20 protein-coding genes are annotated in these 17,848 nt (G+C 39.3%); 5 read left to right on the top strand and 15 right to left on the bottom strand.

From position 1 onward, the window contains the following. Positions 1 to 108 precede the first annotated feature (108 nt). The 9 genes from bshC to MKX73_RS11460 all read right to left on the bottom strand — a co-directional run bounded on the left by bshC (position 109) and on the right by MKX73_RS11460 (position 7,257). Positions 109 to 1,725, bottom strand: a complete 1,617-nt coding sequence (bshC, locus tag MKX73_RS11500; protein ID WP_340717548.1) for a bacillithiol biosynthesis cysteine-adding enzyme BshC — start codon at positions 1,723 to 1,725, stop codon at positions 109 to 111. Positions 1,726 to 1,834: 109 nt separating this feature from the next. Next, on the bottom strand, positions 1,835 to 2,230 hold the full coding sequence (locus MKX73_RS11495; protein ID WP_340717547.1) for a DUF3397 domain-containing protein: 396 nt from the start codon (positions 2,228 to 2,230) through the stop codon (positions 1,835 to 1,837). After that, positions 2,227 to 3,120 (bottom strand): ketopantoate reductase family protein, encoded by an 894-nt coding sequence (locus tag MKX73_RS11490; protein ID WP_340717546.1) that lies wholly within the window; start codon positions 3,118 to 3,120, stop codon positions 2,227 to 2,229. The genes MKX73_RS11495 and MKX73_RS11490 overlap by 4 nt, the downstream gene beginning before the upstream one ends. Before the next feature lie 69 nt (positions 3,121 to 3,189). Next, on the bottom strand, positions 3,190 to 4,728 hold the full coding sequence (locus MKX73_RS11485; protein ID WP_340717545.1) for an acyl-CoA carboxylase subunit beta: 1,539 nt from the start codon (positions 4,726 to 4,728) through the stop codon (positions 3,190 to 3,192). A 17-nt stretch (positions 4,729 to 4,745) separates the two neighbouring features. Beyond that, the gene (locus MKX73_RS11480) at positions 4,746 to 4,958 is read right to left on the bottom strand and encodes an acetyl-CoA carboxylase biotin carboxyl carrier protein subunit (protein ID WP_079524997.1); all 213 of its coding nucleotides are present in this window, start codon (positions 4,956 to 4,958) and stop codon (positions 4,746 to 4,748) included. Positions 4,959 to 5,092: 134 nt separating this feature from the next. After that, on the bottom strand, positions 5,093 to 5,479 hold the full coding sequence (locus MKX73_RS11475) for a transcriptional regulator (protein ID WP_339175443.1): 387 nt from the start codon (positions 5,477 to 5,479) through the stop codon (positions 5,093 to 5,095). Between the two features lie 127 nt (positions 5,480 to 5,606). Next, positions 5,607 to 6,371 (bottom strand): enoyl-CoA hydratase/isomerase family protein, encoded by a 765-nt coding sequence (locus MKX73_RS11470; RefSeq protein WP_340717544.1) that lies wholly within the window; start codon positions 6,369 to 6,371, stop codon positions 5,607 to 5,609. Between the two features lie 155 nt (positions 6,372 to 6,526). Continuing rightward, positions 6,527 to 6,700, bottom strand: coding sequence for a 50S ribosomal protein L32 (gene rpmF / locus MKX73_RS11465; RefSeq protein ID WP_008403415.1), 174 nt, complete (start codon positions 6,698 to 6,700; stop codon positions 6,527 to 6,529). 23 nt (positions 6,701 to 6,723) lie between these two features. Beyond that, the gene (locus tag MKX73_RS11460) at positions 6,724 to 7,257 is read right to left on the bottom strand and encodes a YceD family protein (protein ID WP_340717543.1); all 534 of its coding nucleotides are present in this window, start codon (positions 7,255 to 7,257) and stop codon (positions 6,724 to 6,726) included. 184 nt (positions 7,258 to 7,441) lie between these two features. Here MKX73_RS11460 and MKX73_RS11455 point away from each other — a divergent pair, with 184 nt between their 5' ends. Next, on the top strand, positions 7,442 to 8,650 hold the full coding sequence (locus MKX73_RS11455; RefSeq protein ID WP_340717542.1) for a nucleotidyltransferase: 1,209 nt from the start codon (positions 7,442 to 7,444) through the stop codon (positions 8,648 to 8,650). Here MKX73_RS11455 and MKX73_RS11450 read toward each other — a convergent pair. Beyond that, positions 8,647 to 9,696, bottom strand: coding sequence for a SepM family pheromone-processing serine protease (locus MKX73_RS11450; RefSeq protein WP_340717541.1), 1,050 nt, complete (start codon positions 9,694 to 9,696; stop codon positions 8,647 to 8,649). The two genes, MKX73_RS11455 and MKX73_RS11450, sit on opposite strands and share 4 nt — an antisense overlap. A 212-nt stretch (positions 9,697 to 9,908) precedes the next feature. Here MKX73_RS11450 and MKX73_RS11445 point away from each other — a divergent pair, with 212 nt between their 5' ends. After that, complete coding sequence (locus MKX73_RS11445) at positions 9,909 to 10,787, top strand: hypothetical protein (protein ID WP_340717540.1); 879 nt, start codon at positions 9,909 to 9,911, stop codon at positions 10,785 to 10,787. Between the two features lie 169 nt (positions 10,788 to 10,956). Here MKX73_RS11445 and coaD read toward each other — a convergent pair whose 3' ends face one another. Genes coaD through MKX73_RS11430 form a run of 3 tightly spaced genes read right to left on the bottom strand, consistent with a single transcriptional unit; the run spans position 10,957 to position 13,462 of the window. Next, positions 10,957 to 11,442 carry a pantetheine-phosphate adenylyltransferase gene (coaD, locus tag MKX73_RS11440; RefSeq protein ID WP_340717539.1) on the bottom strand — a complete coding sequence of 162 codons (486 nt, stop codon included), beginning with the start codon at positions 11,440 to 11,442 and terminating at the stop codon, positions 10,957 to 10,959. Then, entirely contained in the window at positions 11,439 to 12,011 is a 573-nt protein-coding gene (gene rsmD, locus MKX73_RS11435) for a 16S rRNA (guanine(966)-N(2))-methyltransferase RsmD (RefSeq protein WP_340718891.1), read from the bottom strand. Before rsmD ends, coaD begins: the two co-directional genes overlap by 4 nt. Before the next feature lie 41 nt (positions 12,012 to 12,052). Next, a complete protein-coding gene (locus tag MKX73_RS11430; RefSeq protein ID WP_340717538.1) occupies positions 12,053 to 13,462 on the bottom strand; it encodes an RNA polymerase II in 1,410 nt (469 codons plus the stop codon). Between the two features lie 52 nt (positions 13,463 to 13,514). Here MKX73_RS11430 and MKX73_RS11425 point away from each other — a divergent pair, with 52 nt between their 5' ends. Then, complete coding sequence (locus MKX73_RS11425; RefSeq protein ID WP_251689531.1) at positions 13,515 to 13,904, top strand: DUF7147 family protein; 390 nt, start codon at positions 13,515 to 13,517, stop codon at positions 13,902 to 13,904. A gap of 7 nt (positions 13,905 to 13,911) precedes the next feature. Here the strand turns inward: MKX73_RS11425 and MKX73_RS11420 are convergent, their stop codons facing one another. Continuing rightward, positions 13,912 to 14,184 (bottom strand): YlbG family protein, encoded by a 273-nt coding sequence (locus MKX73_RS11420; protein WP_008403430.1) that lies wholly within the window; start codon positions 14,182 to 14,184, stop codon positions 13,912 to 13,914. A gap of 276 nt (positions 14,185 to 14,460) precedes the next feature. Between MKX73_RS11420 and MKX73_RS11415 the strand changes: the two genes are divergently transcribed. Both MKX73_RS11415 and MKX73_RS11410 read left to right on the top strand, forming a co-directional pair. Beyond that, complete coding sequence (locus tag MKX73_RS11415; protein ID WP_340717537.1) at positions 14,461 to 15,369, top strand: glycerophosphodiester phosphodiesterase family protein; 909 nt, start codon at positions 14,461 to 14,463, stop codon at positions 15,367 to 15,369. A gap of 325 nt (positions 15,370 to 15,694) precedes the next feature. Continuing rightward, the gene (locus MKX73_RS11410; RefSeq protein WP_340715958.1) at positions 15,695 to 17,263 is read left to right on the top strand and encodes an IS1182 family transposase; all 1,569 of its coding nucleotides are present in this window, start codon (positions 15,695 to 15,697) and stop codon (positions 17,261 to 17,263) included. A gap of 111 nt (positions 17,264 to 17,374) precedes the next feature. Here MKX73_RS11410 and MKX73_RS11405 read toward each other — a convergent pair whose 3' ends face one another. Next, entirely contained in the window at positions 17,375 to 17,821 is a 447-nt protein-coding gene (locus tag MKX73_RS11405) for a YlbF family regulator (protein WP_008403432.1), read from the bottom strand. Positions 17,822 to 17,848: the final 27 nt, after the last annotated feature.

The following is a 17,848-nucleotide window of genomic DNA, read 5'->3' as shown; positions in this document are numbered from 1 at the left end:
TCTCATACCAATAAAACAAAATTACGTAAATGAGCATATTCTCACACATATGTTCGGTGCCAAAAGACACAAAAAGGAGTTATCTACATATGAGATAACTCCTGTTTTTTAAAAGGTAATAAGTTGGTGTTTCATAGAGATACTCATTGGCAACTCCAATAAATCATCAATCAACTTTTCCCCATAGGTATTTAGAAATAAATAAGGATTATACAGTCGCTCTTGGTAACTATTATTCGGATATAGCAGCGACTGGATTGTTTTATAGTGGCGAATAGCCACTTCATGCTTTTCTATATTTTGCTGTTCCAGTTTCGAACGTAAATATTGGAACTGGCGTTCATGGTAATTTTTATTCTTCTCCAGTAAATCTTCTACATGATAGTTGCCATGCTGCAGATAACTCGTCAGCTGTTCATACTGCTCTTCCATCTGTTTTTGCATCTGTTCAATTGCACGCGTTACTTGTTCGTCTTTCACACTTTCCACAAATTGCGATAAATGTTCTTCTACCTTACCAGTCAGCACATCCTCTACAGACAGCTCTTTTTGTTCCAGTAATGCATCAACTTGTCGTGTAATAAGCGTAATGCTGAGCCTTGGCGCAAATATCGGCATTTGCAGCTCCAACGTATCAAATGCAGGCTTTAATGTTGCCCAATAAGCCAGTTCGCCGGGACCGCCGACAAATGCCAGTACCGGGAGAGCCATTTCCTGCATTAATGGTCTCGTCACAACATTATTACTTAAATGTTCAGGGGACTCATTCGCAATAGCAACTAATTCTTCTTCTGAAAAATCCGCATGGGCTGATCCATTTTTAAAACGGCCGCCACTGCGCTCAAGCAGAAATCGCTCGCCTTCTTTAATGTAGAATAAATTCGCATTTTGCTCTGTAGCTTCGATCGGCATTGTATAGCCTGCCTCGGCAAGCTTTCTTTCCTGAGCTACTACACCTGTTGCAATCGATTCGTTCTTTTCAATCAATTGGACAAAATATTGTTTTTCATATTGTCTGAACGGCCCATATGTCGCATCCAGCATTAATAAACCGTGATTTTCAAATAAATCATTCATGAGCAATGTAAAGAAATCAGTGAATGTTTCACTGTTTTCCGCATGATTCATTACATTACTCAGTAAGTCTGCAGTATGTTCTGTTTCCCCGAAATCTTTAAATACCGTTAAAATAAACTGTTGCAATGCTTCTTTATTCAATTCTGTAGTCGAAGCCATTTTCTTCAGCTTAGAACGTTCACTGTAACCACGTTTTTTCACTTCGCCGTTTGCCATTGTATACGTATGATTGATCTCTTCAATATCGTGATCTTCACCCGCAATCCAAAACATCGGTACGACCGGGGCATTTAGTATTTTTCTTTGTTGTTCCGCCAGCAGAATAACCGTAATCGCTTTATGAACAGAATAGAGTGGACCTGTCAGCAAACCAGCCTGCTGACCACCTACTACAACTACCGCACCTTGCTCTAGTTCATCTAAATGGTGCGCAGTTTTTTCCGAGATGCCATACCGCTCCATAAAACTGCGGATAACTTGAGCCAATTCTTTCGAACGATATGTACGATTTTTTAAATATGCAAATCGTTGATCAAAAGCTCCCTCATTATATTTATATTCAAAAAACGAATGGATATCGGCATTTTCCGACCAATAGTCCGCTAATAGCTTATTCGTTACTGGTGAATTTATTTGTTCTAGCTCCATGAAAATTCTCCTCTACTTCTCTTTACTCAATTTTGAAATTACCTTTATCATTGTTTTGCTTTATGTTTTCCCGGATACTAGTTTACAGTAAAAGAAAAGTTTAGCCACCCTAATCAACCAGCATAAACATCATAACTGAATGGGTGATTCCAACAATCCAAATTATAAAATAAGTGATGCTGAACAATAGAAAGTAAAAGCGCCAAACTTTTTTCAGTAATGGCTTCAATTCAATTTCTTTTTTCGTTCGCCAATCAACATATGTAAAAACAATCGCGATTACGAGCATGACAATTAGCATCGGCATTAATATACCAATATTCCATATGCCTTGTAACGCAATTGGTATCGAAAATAACAAAAGAAATGTTGTAATATCCGCTGCAATGCCAATCGCTTTATGTTTTTTCACCCGAAGCTTACGGCATACGAGCAGCACAGTGATAAAAACAATAATCGGACATACAATAATTGTTGCCGCCAAATATCGGAAAAATAATATCACAGGTGTTCACCGCTCTCTTCAAATGCTTTCACTAGATGATAAAGTGTCTGCAACACAGGTAATTCTTTCTCATTTTGCTCCGCTTTTTTCAAAATCGCCCCCGCTATAGTATCAATTTCGGTTTTGCGGTTTGCAAGACGATCCGCCAGCATAGACGATGTATTCTCTGCTGTCCTTTCACAAAGTGCAACAACTTGTTCAAATTGGAACGATTCTTTAAATTGCGGAAATGCCGTCATAAGTTCGTTATATAAATTATTCAGTAATTGCAATGTATCGCTCTTTGTAATCAGCTGTCCATTTTTCACCTGCAAAATCGCGGTTAACGGATTGATAAAACAATTCAGCAGCGCTTTTTCCATCAGCATCATTTCGGCATCCTGCTCAAAGACAATCGGCAATCCGGACGTCGAAATTTCGTTCAGGAAATCAAACTTGCTGTGATTCCCTTTTGCTACAGCAACTTTCATCACACCTTCCCCTTTATGGGAGACATGATACTGTGACAGTTTAAGAGCCCCGAACTGAATCGAGCTAAATGCAATATGGGCCTTATTTAATCCAAGTGCTTCGTCATAATGTGCTAAACCATTCTGCAAAAATAATAGTGGAACAGATTCCTTTACATGCTCCATACTTGTATACACTTCATGAAGTTGTCCATATTTCACAGCTACAATGATTAGATCTGCTTCATTGGAAATTGCCGAAATATATTTAACGTTGACGGTTGTAACAGACTGATTCAAGTTTGTCCTGGCAATCTGGATGTCCTTATATACAGTTTTCTCAGCAGGTTTTCCGACAATGTACACATCCATATTCTTTTCAGCAAAATAACTTGCTACTAATAAACCAACTGCACCTGCCCCAATGATTTCAATTCGCATTATATTATACCTCAAATTTATTTCGAATTAAAAAGGTCTGCCTTCAAGACAGACCTTTAGGTAAATTTATTATACTGGATATACCGGATGTTTTCGATACGGTAAGACAATTTGTTTCGAATTATAGTAATTAAAGCGTTGAATTAATGTATGTCTTAGTTGATTTGGCGCGACAATATCATCAATTACCATTTCGGAAGCCAATTTGTATAAATCGATCTCTTCCTTGTATTCTTCGATTTTTTGTTTCACAAACTGCATTCGCTCTTTCAGATCTTCAATCGCCTCAATTTTATTTGAATAAACAGCATTTACGGCCGCTTCAGGACCCATTACTGCAATTTGGGCAGTCGGCAATGCAATGACCGCATCCGGTTCAAATGCCGGTCCGCACATCGCGTAAAGGCCCGCTCCATACGCTTTACGAACGATAACCGAAATTTTCGGTACTGTCGCCGAACTCATCGCCGATATAAATTTCGCCCCATGTCGAATAATGCCCGCCTTTTCAACTTTTGTACCGATCATAAAGCCCGGTACATCCGCCAAAAATAGCAGCGGAATCGAGAAAGCATCACAAAGTGTTATGAACTTCGCCGCTTTGTCGGCAGAATCGATGAACAATACGCCGCCTTTTACTTTCGGCTGATTGGCGATGATCCCTACAACCTGCCCATCGATACGGGCAAGCCCTGTTATCAGTTCGGAAGCAAAAAGCTTTTTAATTTCAAAAAAGCTGCCCTCATCAATCAGCTGTTCAATACATTCATACATATCGAATGGCGCATTTTGATTTTCCGGAATAATCTCTTCCAGTGTTCTCCCGCTTTTCGGTGCCTTCGCTTCATCAATCGGCGGGAATTCCGCAAAGTTTGCAGGGAAATAACTGATATAACGTCTCGCTTCACGGATTGCCTCTTCTTCGTTTGCAGCCAATACATCCCCACAGCCGCTGACCGTACAGTGCATACGCGCTCCGCCCATTTCTTCAAGCGAAACTTTTTCACCGATAACTTTTTCAGCCATTCTCGGTGACCCTAAGTACATTGAAGCATTTCCGTCCACCATTATCACGATGTCACAAAAGGCCGGAATATAGGCTCCTCCTGCAGCAGATGGACCGAATAGAATACATATTTGCGGAATCATTCCGCTCATACGTACCTGGTTATGGAAAATACGGCCTGCCCCGCGTCGCCCAGGGAACATTTCCAGCTGATCTGTAATGCGAGCCCCTGCAGAATCGACTAAGTAAAGCATTGGTACTTGCATTTTTTCCGCAGTTTCTTGGATACGGATTATTTTTTCAACTGTTCGCGAACCCCATGACCCAGCTTTGATGGTAGAGTCATTTGCCATGACGCAAACAGTTTGCCCGTCAATTTGCCCAATGGCTGTTACAACGCCATCTGCAGGTAAATCACCGGCCTCAAAATTTGCGAAACGTGCATCTTCCTCATAGATTCCATCATCAAATAGTTGTTTCAAGCGATCCCGGACAAAAAGTTTATTCGTTTCTTTTAACTTTTCATGATATTTTGGTTGCCCGCCTGCATATATTTCTTCTATTTTTTGCTGTAAGTGTTCGTTATAAGTAGGCTGTGTCATTATCTTTCCTCCATCACTTAAGCTAATTCTACTAAAATATCATTTTCTTCAACAAAATCTCCTTCAGCAACAGTAATTTTTGCTACTGTCCCATCCGCTTCCGCCTCATGCGGAATTTCCATTTTCATCGATTCCAAAATGATGAGTGTCTGCCCTTTTGTCACACTGTCCCCTTCTTTAACACTTACCTCGAATACTGTTCCTGCCATCTGTGCTTTTACTTCCGCCATGCAAAAGGCCCCCTTGTTAGAAGATATTTGCGCATCTTGCGCTATGTTTCTACTTCTATTGTAAGTAGCCTTAAAATTAATTACAATTATTTTCTCGAAAAATTATTTTATTTCTATTTACAACTCATTTTTCTTTAACTTGGTTTCCCTTTAGTTAAAGCTACGCCTTGTTGTAACCACTTCGTTATTTTATCGTACTCTGATTGCAATTCCGAATATTTCATTTCTAGTTCGTTATATGCTTCTGTCAATTCTTCAAAACTAGATAACGCCAGCTTTAAGTGACTGCGCATCAACTGCTTCGGGCGCTTTCTGACACTGTTCAAAACCTGTCCATACTGCGCTCGCAATGTTTTATTCCAGCGAAAGCCGCAAGCTTGCTTTGTCCGGTTTAATTCCTGTGCCGCCTGTTCAAAAGCTTCTAGTTGTGTACGCCCGTTTTGAACTGTCTGAATCACAATTTCCGCTAACTTTTCATCGTCTGCAATTGTCCATTGATCTTTCCTTCTTTTTTGCTCCACAGTTGCACCACCTCATATTTTTTACTACTATATGCCATGATGAACAAAATAGACTTAAAAACAAAAAAAGTTACGAGAAAAATAGTTTTCGTCGTAACTAGGGTTCGTCAGGCAATTTGCTGACGGATTATTTTTTCTTCTCAAGGAAGTTCTGCACTGCTTTATGATGAGCTTCGGACTCCCACAGCTTTGCACATAGTCTGATTTCTTCCATCACTCGCTCATACATGTTGCGTTCACGCCATTTTCTTAATTCAATCTCTTTATATGCCTGGTGGACAGAAGGATGGATCTTCGCCATATGCTCGATGAAATCTGCAAGAGCCTGTTCTTTTGTTCCTTCAATATAGACACGCATTGCCCAGCCGATCTCATATAACGTTTGCGCGTCATACGGTTTTGCATCGACCAGCATTTTTAATGCACGGTCATGACGAAGCCCACGCTCAAACAAATACGTTCCTCCGCCCCATCCAGATGTAATCGCCAGAGTCCCTTGGATAAATCCGGCTTTGGCGTGTGATGAAATCAGCCGGAAATCGCAGGCTGTCGCAATTTCACAACCGCCACCAACAGCCGTACCATTTATTAAAGCAATTGTCGGTACAGGCAATGTCGCTAAGTCATACAAAATATGCCCCATTTTACTCAGCATGCCGAACGCCTCTTCTTCTGTTTCCAAACTGTGAAACTCCGACAAGTCCCCACCTGAGCAAAACGACTTTTCCCCGGCGCCTGTAATAACTAAAAAGCGCACATCATTATGTTCTTTTATGTAAGCAATAACTTCTTTTAAACCATCCATCACCGCATAGTTTATAGCATTTCTTTTTTCTTCCCGGTTAATCGTAAATGTAAGAATCCCATCTTCATTCTGAATTAAATAATCCACTTCCCCATCCCCTTTAGTAATTATTTCGATATATCAAACTATTCTAATAATAGTGGAGTGCTATTGTTTTGACAATGCTTCTATACAAAAACAGAAAAAAGACTAGTTAAGAGCCATGGTCTCTTAACTAGTCTTTATATAGCGTAAATACTGAATTATTTCGCTACTACTTCTTTACCTTTGTATTGTCCGCAAGCTTTGCAAACACGGTGAGATAGTTTAGCTTCTCCACAGTTTGGGCAAGCTACCATACCAGGTACAGATAGTTTGAAATGCGTACGACGCTTTCTTTTTGCAGTTTTAGAAGTTCTTCTAAATGGTACAGCCATTGATGGCACCTCCTTACAGATATTTATTCATCTGTTTGATCAAAATACTTAGCTAAAGCAGCCAGTCTTGGATCCAATTTTGGTTCGTCAACTTCCTTAGCTTTTTCTACATCTTCATCCGTTGAATAGTCCCAGCCTTTACCGCCATGCACTTGTCCTTCGGTATTCTCTTTGAATACTTGCATCGGTACTTCCAGAAGAATTAATTCCTCCAGGACTGGTTTCATATCAACAACGTCACCATCAACATAATGGATATCGCCCTCAACATCCCCGCGATTTCTCTCATCGGTCCAGCTGAAAACTTCTACCGTTTCAATGTTCACAGGATATTCAACATCTTCCCACGTGCGTGCACATGGAAGCGTCAACGTAGTGCTAATCGTTAATTGACAAGTCATTTGCGATGCACCAAAAGTACAAAGCCCTTTTACATGAACGGGTGAAACGCTTCGAATATCGGGGTTACGAGTTTTTACTTCATCCAACTGAACAACTGTATCAATCGGCATTCCGTCTTTTCGAAACTTTGATAATTGATGAATTGACCATTTCATTCGTTAATCACCTCGAGACAACACTGTTTATTATATAGCCCATAAAAAAAGATGTCAAGATAATTTCTTGTCACTATTACAAAACGTGCTTATAATCAAATTAATTCTAACATATTGCAAAGATACATTCATTTCGAATGTATTGATGCGAACAAAAAACTATTTTAGCGTAAGGGGGAAGTTTATGCAAGCCGTCGGTATTGTTGTTGAATATAATCCGTTTCACAATGGCCATTTACATCACGTAAATGAAGCAAAACGCACAACGGACAGTGATATTGCAGTTGCTGTTATGAGCGGTCAATTTTTACAGCGAGGAGAACCAGCACTCGTCGACAAATGGCATCGGACAAAGATGGCACTCGCAAGCGGAGTGGACGTTGTAATCGAGCTTCCTTATATTTTCAGTACCGCTCAGGCAACTGATTTTGCTTCAGGTGCTGTACAGCTGCTGGAAGCAATGCAATGTACCACATTAGCATTTGGGAGCGAACAAGGAAGCATCACGCCCTTTCTAAACACCTATCACTTAATTGAGAGCAATCGCACACTCTATAACTCCATCATTAAAGAAACAATCCAGCAGGGCAAAAGCTACCCGCAAGCTCTTTTTCAGGCATATGAACAGCTTAAACAACTTTCCCCGGATGCATACATTGATTTAGGGCAACCAAATAATATATTAGGCTTCCATTACGTCGAAGCAATCGAGAAGAATCGGACAGTTATGCGGCCTGCCACCATTCAGCGAATTGCTGCAGGATATCATGATGCGATAGATACAGACAGTGAAATTGCCAGCGCTACCGGCATCCGTCAGGCATTGTTCAACGGTAAATCGCTCGAGCAGGTTACACAATATTTACCCGGACCAAGTATTGATCAACTAGAAAACTGGCAGGCTGAACATGGTCGTTTTGCAAGCTGGGAAAGTTTCTGGCCACTTTTACAGTATGCTATTTTAAGACATACTCCCCAGCAGTTAAAACAGTACGCAGATGTTTCAGAAGGGCTTGAAAACTCACTTATTAAGTATGCAAGAACAAGTTCTGACTTTGAGGAGTTTATGAATGCGTTGAAATCGAAGCGCTATACATGGACAAGGCTCCAGAGAATGCTGACACATATTTATACAGGGGTCACGAAAGAGCAGTTACACGCCTATTCAAGCCCTGCGTACATTCGGATATTAGGCATGACTTCAGCTGGACAGCAATATATTTCAAGTATTAAAAAGTCCCTTTCCCTGCCGCTTATCAGCCGGGTTGCAGCTGTCAGCGATCCGGTATTGGCCATTGATCTGCACGCAACCCAAATGTATCAGTTAGGCATACAGCAGTTTTCAAATAAAAAAATAGACGAAGATTATAAAACTCCGCCTATTCGCTATTAATTTTTCGGTTGTAGTTGATTTAAATAATTCAGAGCATCATCTATTGTTTTGACAGGTATGACTTTCATGTCGGAATCAATGTCTTTTGCTGTTTGGGCTGCCACCTCATAATTTGAAGTAATGCTTGGGTTATACTCAAGCATTTCTTTTGTTATTTCATCATCAGGTGCAAAGAAAATATCGACGCCTTCTTTATCCGCAGAAACTACCTTTTTCTCAATCCCGCCGATTCGGCCAACCGTTCCATCCTCCAGCATTTCACCGGTACCTGCAATTTCGTAGCCTTTCGTTAAATCTTCATCAATCAGCTGATTTAACAGCTCCAGTGTAAACATTAATCCGGCGGACGGTCCGCCAATATCCTCTGTTTTGACGGTCACTTTCGGATCGGTTTTGATTGATTTACTTTCTGAATAGGTAATACCGATACCGATACGTCCATCAGAACCTGGTATTTCTTTAATTTCCAGCGTTTCATCAATAAGTTTTCCATCACGTTTTACGACTAGATTAATCTGATCTCCCTTTACTTTCGGTGTTATGAGAGTAAGAAACGTCTCCAAACTATCAATACGCTCATTATCCACTTCAACTATTTCATCTCCCGGTTTTAAATGTCCGTCTGCAGCACCATCTGCAAGTACATTCAATACATAGAGTCCTTTGTACGTCACCTGATACTCAAGCCCTGCGCGATTGAACGCTACATACGTTGCATTAAACTGGGAGTCCGTCATATATTTCAACTGACGAACATTATATTCTTCGTCATCTTCTTCCTCTTGGCGTACATCTGTTAATTTTACAATATCATAATAGTCCGCTACGGCTGCCATTGCATAAGTTAACGGAGTCGCCTGCCCCATTGCAACGGTCGTCATATAAAATGAACCTTCATCGTCCTGGTCACCATTTTGAATCGCCAAAAATTCGCTTACATTATATGTACCACCCGGTTTTGTAATATAAAAATCCAACCTGTAGAAAGACAAACCCATTAATATAATCAGAAACAAGCCGAATGCTATTTTACCTTTATTCCCCATTTTTTTAGACTCCTCTATATATAATCGATTTCGCATTGGCGTAATTGTATCAGGACTAATTTTTGTCAGCTACCAACAAATTATAAGACGGTTTTATGTAAAAATTCGTTCCTTAAAAATTACTTGCCGATTAGTTGAAATACTAATTTAAACTTCAATTGCATACAATTAGTGTAGCATTTGAACGAGCGAATGACAAAATATTGAAAAGGATGAAAAATATTTGGACAATCCTTTTATGTATTGCATTAATTAGTTTATTATTATTTTTCCCGGAAGTGACACATGTAGGTGCAGATATTGGTGTATCGCTATTTATGGAAGCTTTATTTCCATATTTACTGCCGTATTTAGTATTGACGACATGGCTTTTAAAATTGACGCATTCTTATAATAACTCACCGTTTTTCGTTTTTTTGCAAACTTACGGAATTAGTGCCGTCGGGGGGTATCCTACAGGTGCTGCTACAATTACGCAACTCGTTAAACGTAATTCGATTACAAAGCAGCAAGCAGCCTATTTGCTAGGTATTTGCCATTGTCCAAGCCCCCTTTTTTTATTCGGCTTTGTCGGTAGCGATTTATTAAATTCCACAACATTCAGCTGGCAATATTTGATTTTATTACATAGCTTCTCATTCATTTTATTGATTGCCGTATACAAATTATGTCCTCCGCTTTCTAAAGAAGTGCATAGAGCACCTAAAGACCCGACGCCATTTACGTCAAGTATCAAGGAAAGTGCCCCTACTATATTAATTGTGGCAACAACGATCATCTTTTTTACGACGATTTACCAAGTGTTTCTACATAGTGTCGAAATGGTTTTCAAATCAATTCCTACCTATTTAGAAATTGGAATTGCCAGCTTTCTTGAGGTGACGAACGGGTTACATTTGCTACACCAGCAACTATATGGCGACATGCTCATATTATTCACAGTCATATTTTTGACGACTCAAAGTTTAAGTATTCATCTGCAGGTTATTGTAATTGCACGATCAGCCAATATTGCGATACGTCCGTATATTTTTACACGTGTTCTTTACAGCATCGTCATCCCTATATTATTTTTCCTGCTGTTTTTGTAGAAAAAGTTTTTTAATAAAGTCCGTTGATTTCCGTTGCGGGCTGACGCTTTCCACTCCAATCAACTCCGGTTTTATATAGGGTGTGTTATGCAACTATATATCCCACAATAATTATGCGAATACCAAAAAAGCTTCTGTGTAAGGGGTTATCCTTCACAGAAGCTCTTTTTTATTTGGCGAATTTTTCGTTTAGTGCTTGTTCAACGTGAGCTGGTACGAGTTCACTGACGTTTCCACCGTATTTCGCTACTTCTTTAACAATACTTGAACTTAAAAATGAATACTGATTTTTTGACATGATGAAAAATGTTTCAATATTTTCATCAAGCACTCGGTTCATCGAAGTAATCTGCATTTCATATTCAAAGTCGGAAACTGCGCGTAAACCACGTACAATAGCTTTCGCTTTCTTTTCGCGGGCATAATCGATCAGAAGTCCCGAAGAAGTTTCGATTCGAATATTCGGCAAATCTTTTGTCACTTCTTTAATTAGGGCTGTGCGCTCTTCAATTGTAAACAATGGTTTTTTAGCTGAGTTATTTAATACTGCGACATATACTGTGTCAAAAACATCGGCTGCCCGACGAATGATATCAATATGACCATTCGTAATCGGATCAAAACTTCCAGGTACTACTGCGATTTTTTCTGTCAAACGATTTCTCCCTCTTCCTCTTCATGACGATAAATAGAAATGATCGTACTCCCGTATTCTTCTTGTCTCACCAGGTTAAAGCAGCCGTAGTTTTCCGGCAATGTAACGTCCGTTGAATGCTCGCACATTATGATTGCATCATTCGCCAACTTCCCGCCTTCAACAAGTGTTTCAACTAAATCATAATATTCCTTTTTGTGATATGGCGGATCTAAAAATAGATAGTCAATGACAATATCTCTTTTTAATAATGCCTTCACCGCACGCGTTGCATCTGTACGGAAAAGTTCAGATACATCCTCATAACGGCATTTTTTTATATTTTCCTGGAGCACTTGGAAAGCACGGGCATCTTTCTCGATAAACAGCGCATGATCTGCGCCCCGACTTAGTGTCTCAATACCCAGCCCGCCGCTTCCGGCAAATAAATCAACCGCCAAGCCACCATTAAAGAATGGTCCAATCATATTAAAAATGGATTCCTTTACTTTATCTGTTGTCGGTCGTGTTGTATTTCCTGTAATCGCCTTTAAAGGCATCCCTTTTCTGTCACCTGCAACAACGCGCATGATTTCCACCAAACTTTCCTACTAAATCGTGTTCATAATTTTTAAGGAGCCGTAATATCAATTCGGTCTTCCGTTTTTTCAATTTCAACTATAAACAGGCGCTTTAACCACGATTCCTCAATGAAATATTGACCCGCAACCTGTTTAACCGGCAACGATACCGTATCATAGCGCCGCTGATTAAATACATAAAAACCAGGTTCATTCGGGAATCGGAATTCGCGTGTTTCACTTACTACATAATACCCGTGTTCTCCTATACTTACATCATACCCGATCGATTCCAGCAGCAAATCTGCCCCGTACAATACTTCGCCGTCTTTTAATACAACCTGAACGGCGGGCTGCTTTTCCGAATTGACATATAGATTTCTTGGGTCATTATATAAGAACGGATAGGACTTTTCTGATTGAGCATTCATTGAAATATATTTCGTAGAAGCTCCCAATACTTCAGAAAGCTCCTTGTCGAGCATTTCTCCACTAATCTTTTTGCCTTCCAATGCCTGTAACCGCTCTTGCCAATCCGTCAGCTGAGCGTCTGTTAATTGGGCGGTAATTGTTGCGGCGACTTCCCTTGTTTTCTCACCGCCAAATACTGTACCCGTTAAAAATGATGCCATTAATTCTTTCAGCCAATACGGACTGTCACCAAAATCATAAGTTGCTTCAAGTTGAGTAATCAGTACATTCTGCTGCACCTTTGCCACTGTTGCATTTGGCACAAAAAGCATACGGAATCCGTCTATACCATCAATATTCGTCCCATTAATTATTGCAAAATGATCCTTGCTTAAAAAATTGACTTTTTCAAGCTTTTCATAAAATGCAGCTTTTAAAGGAGTTCTTGAATAAATGGAAACCACGCCCACTTCATTTTGCAGGGCAAAGTCCCCATCTTGCCAAAAAAGATCTTTAACCGGGCCTTCCCCGCTAAACATCGAATAGTTGACCAGTGACAAATTTTGCTCTCCGATTAACGGCAAACCTGTTACCCACTGTCCATTTAGTTCTTTTCCAGTGGATATATGCACTGTAGAGAATTGAACATCACCGTTTTTTAATGTAGCAAAAACATTTTTCATCAGCTTCCGGGACTGTAAGCCGTTCGTTAACGGAATGACATAGGAAATCGATTGTGCCCGTGTTTCTCCCGCTTTAAACTTCGTGGAGTCTTCACTTAAACGTGCACAGCTATGTTCATTTTCTATAAAACAATCCGGATTAATGGAAGCTTTCGGCCATTCAATCGTTAGTTCTTCATTCGGCAAATTTTTGAAATGCTGACGAATATCCAGGCTTTCGCCACGGTACACAATTTCAATTTCCTGAGAATAACGATAGCCTTTTTCTGTCGAATCCACATTATCCGAATAAACTTGGAACTGCATAAAAAGTATAGTTCCGATTAGTATCATTAAAAATGAAAAAATACTAACGGCAATTTTCAAGTGCCTGACCTCCTGCATCATGTTACTATTATAAAGAAAGGATGTGCTAAAAATGATTCAACAATTTATCGAACTCGGTCAAGGCTATGGCGATATATATGAGCTTTGCGAACTGGTCAAAACAAATGAGCATCGATTCCATAACGCATTTATTTTCACCGCAACTCATGATGGCAATTCAGTCGCTTCAATAGCCGTGGCTTTTAAACCATCAGGTGAAAGCAAATTCATGCCAATATATATTTGCCGCGAAGGGATTCCATATAGCGAGGAAAAACTGTCAAAGCGAATTGAGATATTTAAACAAACGATTCAAGATGTTAAGCAGCAAGAAAACATTCTTGAAATTAAACACTCATCTGTTTTTTCGGAAAAAAATCAGTATTATCAATACTTAATTGGTATTTTAAGATTAAATCGTTACATACCACCGATGCAATAAGCAAAAATTATAGGCCTATTTTATAGTCATACTCTTTTGCCTTATCCGGCTTTGCATTTTCGAATTCATTTTTAACAAATGGACGGTATGATTCAACAACGTCTTTCACAAATGGAAGGCGTTGTATTTTATTTTTCAATGTTTCGATTTCGTCTCGATTACAATAAATCACAACATATTTTAATCTTCTGGAGATGAAATTTACGTGACCATACTTTCTTAACGACTTCGCATGTTTTAATTGATGAACGTATATAATTAAACCTTGTCTTTCATTCATGGAAAACTCCCCGTTTCTTCATAAAAAAATTTATATTCAGCTTAATCACGCAACAAATTTCTGTAAATTCCCTCAGTTTCAAGCCGTCTTTTTCACTAAAAGCATACCAAATGTGCAAATTGTTAGCAACAGAGTTTAGACAGTTCCACTTCTTTTCCGTTATAATGGAAAATAGTAGAGTGAGATATACACTTCATACTATTTTAAGCTTTTAAAACTCATTTATTGCACATAGCTTTCAACGAAACAATGTACGGTTAGAGGAGGACGAATTTAATGGGTAAGAAAACAAAAGTAGCTTTAGCAATCGCGGCGGCTAGTGCGGCGGCATGGGCAGGAACAAAAGCGATTTCGAAGCCGCAAAAACGTGAATCAAAAGAAGCGTTACAATTTGAACGTCCAATTATTATCGCACAACATGGAGGCGCGGGTCTGGCACCTGAAAATTCGTTACTTGCTTTTGAACGAGCAGCGGAAATCGGTGTGGATGGCTTTACAGTAAGTGTCCGCCTTTCAAAAGATGAAGAAATTATCGCTTTTCATGATGCAACGGTAGACCGCACAACAAATGGCTCCGGCTTTGTTAAAGACTTTACATTTGAACAATTAAAAGAACTCAATATTGGCTATAACTTTGAAGATTTAGAAGGTACTTTCCCTTACAGAGAACAGCATATACTAGCCGTAACATTACGCGAATTAATCGAGACATATCCGGATAAACTATTTATCGTTAACATTCAGGATAGCCCTGACACATATGAAGGCAGCTTAATGCCTTCTAAACTATGGCGCCTGATCGAAGAATTGAATATTCAATACCAGGTAATCGTTACAAGTCCTTATAGCGAACAAATCGACCGCTTCAATTTATACGCGCAAAACCGCATCGCTCTTGGTGCCGGTGAAGGCGATATTAAAAAGGCAATGACATCATTTACAAGCCAATTCGGCCATCTGTATCATCCGAAAGTAGACTTGTTCATCGTTCCATTAAAGCAGGGTGTTTTCAATTATGATTCACCGCGCTTCATTAAGTTCTTATCGGAACTTAATGTACCGACGATTTACAGCGACATCGATGATCTTGTAACAATGAACCGTGTCATCCGCCAAGGCGCGATGGGCATCGTGACAAACCGTCCGGATATCGCAGAAGTACTCATCCAAAAAGTATCGCAATAACAATAAAAGGGGGTGGGACAAAACCCGCCTCAAAATCAAAAGCCGTTCAAATTTTACGATGAGTAAAGTTTGAACGGCTTTATTATTATGTGTCTACTATGTAGTCGTTGTTCTCCGTTACGGCGGACGCTTTCCTGGGGGCACGGCTCGAGCCTGTAGTCTCTCCCACGTGCTTGTCCCCTGGGAGTCGCCGCCTTCACTCCGAACAACTAATTTTTCTTCTATATCAAGTAAATCTCTGCATAATTTCAGGCATGAAAAAAGGACATTCTCTGTTAAAATTTAAGTATCCTACAACCAAATTTCAAACGAAAGAAGTGTCCCTATGTTTAAAGATTATAACATGAATCAAATTATATTACCGCTAGATTTAGAAGTAAAGTTACATAAAAATGATATTGCCTTTTCTATCCATCATTTGGTCGAAAGCATTCCGAACGAAGCTTTCGCTCCTTTTATTCACCATACTGGTTGTCCATCATATCATCCACGTATGATGCTAAAGCTGATTTTATGCGGTTACACACAATCCACTTTTTCAGGAAGAAAAATAGAGGATCTGACAAGAGACAGTATCCGTATGATGTGGCTTGCCCAAGGATATGAACCAAGTTATCGCACTATTAACCGTTTTCGTGTACATCCCAATATGAAGGAACTCATTCGCCAATGTTTTGTACAATTCCGCTGTCAGCTAGTTGAAGAAAAACTCATCGATCAAGAAGCGATTTTTATCGATGGCACAAAGATTGAGGCAAATGCCAATAAGTTCACATTTGTTTGGAAAAAATCAGTGGAAAAACATCATACCAACCTCGTAGAAAAATCAAATAAACTTTACGATGAGTTATTGGAACATCAAATTATTCCTGAAATCAAACGTGAAAGTGATGAGCAGTTATCGATAGAAGAGTTAACTCAAGTAGCACATCACCTAGAAGAAGTAGTCGACGACTATACAAGCAAAATAGAACATTCTGAAGATGTCATTGAGCGAAAAAGATTACGTAGCGAACGAAAAACACCGAAGCAAATCCTCAAACAAGTACATGATTGGATCATAAGAAAGCAGAAATACCAAAAAGATTTTGAAGTGTTTGGCACACGTAACAGTTATTCAAAGACGGATCATGAAGCAACATTTATGCGGATGAAAGATGACTATATGCAAAACGGCCAATTGAAGCCAGGGTATAATGTACAAATCGCTACAGAAGGTCAATATACACTCGCGTACGATGTATTTCCAAATCCAACAGACACGAAAACACTTATTCCATTTCTTAGTCAAATTGAAGAAAATTATTTCGAGTTACCAAAACATATTGTAGCGGATGCCGGATACGGCAGTGAACAGAATTACCATGATATTCTTAACAAACGCAAACGAACTCCACTCATTACATTTAATCAATACTTGAACGAACAGAAGCGAAAATATAAAAATGATCCTTTTAAGACAAGTAATTGGGTGTATGAGAAAGAAAACGATGTCTACATTTGCCCAAATGAAAAGAGATTACGATTCCAATATAACTCTGTTCGTACAGATAAATCGGGTTTCCAACGAGAATTTAAAATCTATGAATGTGAGGAATGTACAGGGTGTCCTTTCCGTACAAAATGTACAAAAGCTGCAGAAGGTAAAAATCGTAGACTCATGATTAATGAGAAATGGGAAAAACAAAAAGAAGAAGTAAGAGTGAAGCTTTCAGAAGAAAAAACGGCTGCCATTTATCGTCGACGTAAAATCGACGTGGAACCAGTTTTTGGATTCTTGAAGGCTAATTTGTGTTTCCGTCGATTTTCTGTTCGTGGAAAATCGAAAGTTACTAACGAAATAGGTTTGGCATTAATGGCCACAAATTTAAGGAAGTATGCGGTAAGAGGATAACACCTCTTCCAATATTTTCTTTATAAAACGCAAAAAAGAGAAATTGCATTGTGCAATTTCTCTTTTTGCGTAAACTGGAACTAATTCTGTCCCAACCCCTTTTTTATTACATTAAGCTGAACACGAACAACCGCCGCCTGTACCGCATCCGCTGCCGCAAGAAGAACTGCTCGCAAAAAACGGATTGCTTACCGGAACTTTTACAGCTTCCGAAACGGAATGGCCGATAAGCAGGCTGATTTCATCAAGTAAATCCTGAAAATCATTTTCGGCTACTTTAAGTGCAGCAATTTGTTCATTCATATCGATCAGACGCTTTTCTGTTCGAATTTTTTTCATAATTATATTGTAATCAGGATGATATTTGCCAAAGCGTTGTACATCCTCATATTGGTCTTTTAATCGTTGAAAGGCCATAATCTGTGCGCTTAATTCCGCATCCTCGTAAACTGCCTTTTTCGCAAGGCGAAGGTTTTCGGCTTGCTCAGAGGAAAGGATCATCGCATTTAATTCATCGACCTCATCTAAAATAAAAACCCAATCAGAAGTCATGAGCATTGTTTATTCCTCCAATCTCACTTTATC

Source organism: Solibacillus sp. FSL W7-1436 (assembly GCF_038007305.1).
Classification (GTDB): domain Bacteria; phylum Bacillota; class Bacilli; order Bacillales_A; family Planococcaceae; genus Solibacillus.
Note: the sequence above shows the minus strand (reverse complement) of the source record. Positions and strands in the feature narration are given on the sequence as shown.

Coding starts and splice junctions, on each gene's coding strand:
- bshC (WP_340717548.1), bottom strand. CDS start 1,725: ATGGAGCTAGAACAAATAAATTCACCAGTAACGAATAAGCTATTAGCG.
- MKX73_RS11490 (WP_340717546.1), bottom strand. CDS start 3,120: ATGCGAATTGAAATCATTGGGGCAGGTGCAGTTGGTTTATTAGTAGCA.
- MKX73_RS11485 (WP_340717545.1), bottom strand. CDS start 4,728: ATGACACAGCCTACTTATAACGAACACTTACAGCAAAAAATAGAAGAA.
- MKX73_RS11480 (WP_079524997.1), bottom strand. CDS start 4,958: ATGGCGGAAGTAAAAGCACAGATGGCAGGAACAGTATTCGAGGTAAGT.
- rpmF (WP_008403415.1), bottom strand. CDS start 6,700: ATGGCTGTACCATTTAGAAGAACTTCTAAAACTGCAAAAAGAAAGCGT.
- MKX73_RS11460 (WP_340717543.1), bottom strand. CDS start 7,257: ATGAAATGGTCAATTCATCAATTATCAAAGTTTCGAAAAGACGGAATG.
- MKX73_RS11455 (WP_340717542.1), top strand. CDS start 7,442: ATGCAAGCCGTCGGTATTGTTGTTGAATATAATCCGTTTCACAATGGC.
- MKX73_RS11450 (WP_340717541.1), bottom strand. CDS start 9,696: ATGGGGAATAAAGGTAAAATAGCATTCGGCTTGTTTCTGATTATATTA.
- MKX73_RS11445 (WP_340717540.1), top strand. CDS start 9,909: ATGAAAAATATTTGGACAATCCTTTTATGTATTGCATTAATTAGTTTA.
- rsmD (WP_340718891.1), bottom strand. CDS start 12,011: ATGCGCGTTGTTGCAGGTGACAGAAAAGGGATGCCTTTAAAGGCGATT.
- MKX73_RS11425 (WP_251689531.1), top strand. CDS start 13,515: ATGATTCAACAATTTATCGAACTCGGTCAAGGCTATGGCGATATATAT.
- MKX73_RS11420 (WP_008403430.1), bottom strand. CDS start 14,184: ATGAATGAAAGACAAGGTTTAATTATATACGTTCATCAATTAAAACAT.
- MKX73_RS11415 (WP_340717537.1), top strand. CDS start 14,461: ATGGGTAAGAAAACAAAAGTAGCTTTAGCAATCGCGGCGGCTAGTGCG.
- MKX73_RS11410 (WP_340715958.1), top strand. CDS start 15,695: ATGTTTAAAGATTATAACATGAATCAAATTATATTACCGCTAGATTTA.
- MKX73_RS11405 (WP_008403432.1), bottom strand. CDS start 17,821: ATGCTCATGACTTCTGATTGGGTTTTTATTTTAGATGAGGTCGATGAA.